Origin of the sequence: Clostridioides sp. ZZV15-6597 (assembly GCF_020657815.1) — a bacterium.
GTDB lineage: Bacteria > Bacillota > Clostridia > Peptostreptococcales > Peptostreptococcaceae > Clostridioides.
Genome location: NZ_JAGWCT010000164.1, coordinates 1 through 5,583, shown reverse-complemented (window position 1 = coordinate 5,583; position 5,583 = coordinate 1). Strand labels below are relative to the sequence as shown.

At 27.6% G+C, this 5,583-nt stretch carries 5 protein-coding genes; 2 read left to right on the top strand and 3 right to left on the bottom strand.

All coding sequences use genetic code 11. The features are described from left to right. Positions 1-62 precede the first annotated feature (62 nt). Positions 63-317 carry a MarR family transcriptional regulator gene (locus KGF52_RS20050; RefSeq protein ID WP_227829372.1) on the bottom strand — a complete coding sequence of 85 codons (255 nt, stop codon included), beginning with the start codon at positions 315-317 and terminating at the stop codon, positions 63-65. An 11-nt stretch (positions 318-328) separates the two neighbouring features. Then, a complete protein-coding gene (locus tag KGF52_RS20045) occupies positions 329-1,006 on the bottom strand; it encodes a flavodoxin family protein (protein WP_227829371.1) in 678 nt (225 codons plus the stop codon). A 263-nt stretch (positions 1,007-1,269) separates the two neighbouring features. On the opposite strand from KGF52_RS20045, the gene KGF52_RS20040 reads away from it, so the two are divergent. Together KGF52_RS20040 and KGF52_RS20035 are read left to right on the top strand one after the other, a co-directional pair. Further along, the gene (locus KGF52_RS20040; protein ID WP_227829370.1) at positions 1,270-1,656 is read left to right on the top strand and encodes a BlaI/MecI/CopY family transcriptional regulator; all 387 of its coding nucleotides are present in this window, start codon (positions 1,270-1,272) and stop codon (positions 1,654-1,656) included. 2 nt (positions 1,657-1,658) lie between these two features. Then, positions 1,659-3,461: a BlaR1 family beta-lactam sensor/signal transducer gene (locus tag KGF52_RS20035; protein WP_227841396.1), complete on the top strand. Its 1,803-nt coding sequence runs from the start codon at positions 1,659-1,661 to the stop codon at positions 3,459-3,461. A gap of 303 nt (positions 3,462-3,764) precedes the next feature. Here the strand turns inward: KGF52_RS20035 and KGF52_RS20030 are convergent. Then, positions 3,765-5,583 (bottom strand): penicillin-binding transpeptidase domain-containing protein (locus KGF52_RS20030; protein ID WP_227841395.1); only part of this gene is annotated, 1,819 nt, incomplete at its 5' end.

Below are 5,583 nucleotides of genomic sequence, written 5' to 3'. Positions count from 1 at the left end.
GTTTCCCTATATGCTGACTATTTTAGCTACTAACTCATGACTAAAGTCACGAGTGTGCGTAGCTATTTTTTAATCAAGCCTTTATTTTTCATAACATCTAAAATTCTTGTTGTATTAGATTTATCCTTACATGATTTTTCGCACAAATCTATTTGAGAAATCCCATCTTGTTCCCATAGAAATCTTAATAAAGCATAATGATCAGTTGTTATGTCATATCCATTTTGCTTAAACATTTTTTTTAAATCTTCTTTTACCTTCAATGAAGTACTTATTAATTTACTTGTAACTTCATATAATTTCTCAAAATCTCTCATATTACCTCCATCTAAATAATACCTTGCGCCTCCCATCTATCAATTATTCCTTTATATTGCTCAATATTTTTAAATGCCATTGGCTTTAAAATAATATTCATAGCAATAAAGTCGTAGATTTGAGAAAACACAGGTGGATTTTTCTTTTCTTCTATACAATAAACAAATTTTTTAGATACTTTTTGTATCTTTGACTCTACTCTTTCAACTATAGGATTTTGATTAAATCCAATCTTTACAGATAAATGACCACAAACATAACCTCCTGAATCTAAAACCATTGATTTCATAAAAGAAATAGCTTTTGAACCACGAGCATTTTCATATGTTGTAACTGCTATACATGGTTTATGATACAATAGTCGCTCTAACATCATATGAGCTCTATCTGTAAACACCTTAAAAAGACCAGTTACACTACTTCCATAAGTTGGACTACCAAATATAACGCCATCACTCTTAGTAATTATATCATGAATATACTCTACTTTATCATTTTGATTAATACACTTACCTATTTTATAACAATTTAAACAACCAATGCAATATGATGGATTGACTTCACTTAGATTAAAAAAATTGATTTTGACATTTGGTTTAATTCTTTTTATATCTTTGCATAAATGATTCAAAACCTTTGATGTTGCACCATTTTTTCTAGGGCTTCCGTTTATAACTGTAATTATCATAATTTATACCTCCATTTTAGTTGTTATATCAACAATAAGTATATCAACCGTTTTTTTAACTGTCAATATAATCCTTAATTTTATTTTTTTACCATACCTATATAGCTTAATTACTCATGCCTCTAAAGCTTAATTGATGCTATTTATATTTAAATACATGTACTTTCTAGATGACTGAAAATGAACTATTTAAAAAAATTGACAAACCAAACTAATGATAATATACTTTATGTATTACAAATGTAAGTATAAGGAGGTATCTTATGAAAAAACTACCACAGATTTCAGAAGCAGAATATCAAGTAATGAAAATTATCTGGAAATATGCTCCTATTAGTACGAATGAAGTGATTGAAAAGCTAGTAAAAACAAGCAAATGGAGTCCTAAGACTATTCAGACAATGTTGTTGCGTTTGGTTAAAAAGGGAGCTTTGACATATGAAAAAAATAGCAGAGTTTTTGTTTATACTCCAATTGTTAAAGAAGAAGAGTATGTAGCTACAGAAAGTAGTTCTTTTTTAAATCGTTTTTATAATGGCACTCTTAACTCTATGGTACTAAATTTTTTAGAGAATGATAAATTATCAGAAGATGATATAGAGGAATTAAGACATATTTTAGATAAAAGGAAAACTAAGGAGGATAAGTAAATATGTACGCTCCATTTTTTATGCGATTTTTACTTAGCACACTAACCTTATCTTTTTTAATTATTATAATCCTACTTGCTAAAAAAATATTTAGAAAACATATTTCTGCAATGTATCAATACAATATTGGGTTTATATTACTTATAATGTTAATAATCCCATTTATTCCGCTTAAATACATTAATCATTTAAATATATTTAGCTATATATCTAGTTTTACTCATATTGAAAATAGTACAGCAAATACTTCGATTGTAGAAGATTCTTCAGACAATATAATTAATAATTCAAATGCATTAAAAGATTTTTCAGTATCTTTGAATCAATTTAATTTTGATAATTTAAATATTTTATTGCTAACATTATGGATAATTGGAATTACAATCATGATAATTATTACAGTTCATTGTAATTTTAAAATAAGAAATATAAAAAAATCAGTACAGATTTTAGAAGATGAAGAGATTCTTTCACTTTTTAAGCACTGTAAAAAAAATATAGATTTAGATAAGGATTTTATACTGTGTAAATCTTCTATTATAAATACGCCTATTACATTTGGATACTTTAGACCACACATTATATTACCAAGTGAATCTATATCCAAATTATCTTTAAAAGACATACGATATATTTTACTTCATGAATTACAACACTCTAAAAACAAAGATATTTTAGTAAACTATATAATATGTTTTTTCCAAATATTATATTGGTTTAATCCTCTTGTCTGGTATGCACTTAAAGAAATGAGATTAGACCGTGAGATTGCATGTGATATTTCAGTTTTAAAGAGACTTGATGAAAATAGCTACATAGAATATGGACATACCATAATAAATTTTATAGATAATCTCTCAAAACCATCTAATCTCACACTTACTTCAGATATCGGTGGTTCAAAAAATCAAATAAAAAGACGTATATTAAAGATAAGAGATTTCCAAATTGAGTCAAAAACTTTAAAACTTAAAAGCATTTTAATTTTTACAATAATAGCTTTAATTGTATTTGGAAATAGCCCTACACTATCCATTATGGCAGATGTCAATGAAAAATATAATCTTACAAGTAATCAAACTTTATATGAAGATTTAAGTCAGTATTTTAAGGATTTTGATGGAAGTTTTGTAATGTATGATTTAAAGTCTAATCAGTATCATATTTACAATGAAGAAAAAAGTAAGACGAGAATTTCACCAGACTCCACTTATAAAATTTATAGTGCTTTGTTGGGATTAGAAAATGGTGTAATAACAAGAGATAATTCATACATTCATTGGAATGGGAAGTATCACACTAATGATTCTTGGAATAAAGACCACGACTTATTTTCTGCTATGGAAAACTCTGTTAATTGGTATTTTCAAGATTTAGACAAAAAAAATGGTATAAAAGACATACAAACTTATCTAGAAAAAATTAACTATGGAAATCGTGATATTTCATCTGGGATATCAAACTATTGGCTAGAATCTTCTTTGAAAATCTCACCTATTGAACAGGTAAATTTACTTAAAGATTTTTATACAAATAAATTTGAATTTAGAGATGATAATATAAAAACTGTAAAAGATTCATTATTGATATCTAAAGAAGCTGGAGTATCACTTTATGGGAAAACTGGTACTGCTAATATAAATGGAAAAGATGTAAATGGTTGGTTTATAGGTTATGTAGAAAAAGATGGAAATGCTTATTTATTTGCAACAAACATTCAAAGTAAAGATTATTCTAATGGTAGCACAGCAGCCAAAATAACATTATCTATTTTAAATGATAAAAAAATATATAAGACAAATTAATGCAAATATACTTTTTAATACATTTTCTTTAAGATTTAAAAACTTCACACAATATTCAAATTAACTCTCTATAAAATTCATATACAAGGGTTATTATATAAACATAGAAGATAGTAAAACTAGCTTAAAAACATAATATAATACCCTATATAAATAGTGGCAACTCTCCCTCACATCCTCAATTGTTGCCACTATTTTATTTTTTGAACTAATAAAAGACTTCATCATATAGTGAAGTCTTTTATTAATTTGACTTTTATCTAAAAATAAGATGTCAAAAATATAAATCCCAAATACATCATATTAATCTTCAAATACTGATTTTATAATAGGTATAACATAATGGCTTCCTCCACGATGCTTCACATCTTCAACCATAGCTAATGCTAGATACTGTTTGTCACTATCTTCATCAACTGTAAACGCATTAAACCATCCAAGCTCTGTTCCAGTAGTATCATCTTTTGATGCTTTAATTTCTGCTGTACCAGTTTTTCCAGCAATAGTAATTCCTTCAGTTTTAGCACCATGACCTGTTCCATTAGGATTTTCAATAACTTGAATTAAGTCATCACGTATAATTTTCACAGACTCTTTAGAAAACACATCTTTTTTCCAGAATTCAGCCTGTGGATTTTCTTTAAATTCAAGATAAGGCTTTATCATACTTCCATCATTGACAAAAGTTGAATATATTGATGCCATATGTACTGGATTTACAAGTACTTTACCTTGACCATACCCACTATCTGCTAATTGTATTTCTGTATCAAATTTATTGTCAGTACCAAATTTTGAAGAAGCTAATCCAAATTCAAATGGTATACCTTCTTCAAATCCTAGTTTTAACAGTTCTTTTGATAATACATCTTCACCTATTTTTAATGCTGCTTTGGCAAAATAAATATTATCAGAATAAATCAATGCATTTTTCATATTTACAGTATTTCCATAATCCTTTAATGTAGTTACCTTATAACTTCCCCAACTAGAATCTTTTTGCCAACTAAGACCACTATGACCAAAATTTTCATTAGGATTAATCTTTCCTGTTGTTATTCCAATACCAGCAGTAACTGGTTTAAAAGAAGACCCTGGACATAATCTGGCTTTAAATCTATTATACATTGGTTTATTTTCATTTTCATTGAGTTCTTTCCATCTATCCTCTGACATACCCAGTATAAATTCATTTGGATTGTATGATGGACTACTTATAAGAGATAAAATCTCTCCTGTTTTAGGATTCATAACCACTGCACAACCCTTATCATTTTTCAACTGGTCATATAATTTACTCTGTAGCTTTGAATCAATAGTCAGTTTGACATCTTCCCCATCTTGCTTTGGAACAATTGCTAAAGTTTCTTTTTTATCTCCATATCTATCAGCTATAATAATCTCACACCCATCAATACCACGTATTCTGTCTTCCAATAGACTTTCTAAACCAATTTTACCGATTATGCTATTAGCATTGTAGTTCTTTCCCTTTTTTTCTTTTAATATTTCTGCATTCACATTTTGAACATACCCAGTTAAATGGCCAGCTTTTTCACCTAGTGGATATGCTCTTACCTCTGTATTAGATATTTTAACTCCTGAAATGCTAAGTAGTGATTCTTGTAATAATTTATCTTTTTCTGTTACAGAGCCATCTGGATTTTCTTCTATTTTTTCAATAGTTTTTATAGGTACCATTGAGTTTTCTTTTACCCAAGATGCATCTAATTTTTTTTGGATTTGCTCAACTGGTATATCTAGTAAATCAGATAGTTTTTTTAGGTCTTCTACATTATTACTCATCTTTCTAGGCACTAATCCTATAACAGATGCAAGACCTTTCCCAGCAAGTACTTCACCATTTCTATCTAAAATATTTCCTCTTTTAGCTTTAAGTGTTGATACTAGCACCTTATTATCATTTTCAAGTTCTGGAAATATAACGTTTGACTGCCATCTTATTTTATAGTTTTTTTGTTTGTCTTTAGTCAATAATACTTCATTTGAAAATGAGATTTCTCCTGCTAAAGTGTCTATTTTAGAATCATAATTTATTTTTGTACCTTCCTTTTCATCTTTTTTAATATCCTTAATATCAATACTTATATTACTTTCTCTT

Excerpts from the sequence above, each read along its gene's own strand:
- KGF52_RS20050 (WP_227829372.1), bottom strand. The coding sequence starts at position 317 with ATGAGAGATTTTGAGAAATTATATGAAGTTACAAGTAAATTAATAAGT.
- KGF52_RS20045 (WP_227829371.1), bottom strand. The coding sequence starts at position 1,006 with ATGATAATTACAGTTATAAACGGAAGCCCTAGAAAAAATGGTGCAACA.
- KGF52_RS20040 (WP_227829370.1), top strand. The coding sequence starts at position 1,270 with ATGAAAAAACTACCACAGATTTCAGAAGCAGAATATCAAGTAATGAAA.
- KGF52_RS20035 (WP_227841396.1), top strand. The coding sequence starts at position 1,659 with ATGTACGCTCCATTTTTTATGCGATTTTTACTTAGCACACTAACCTTA.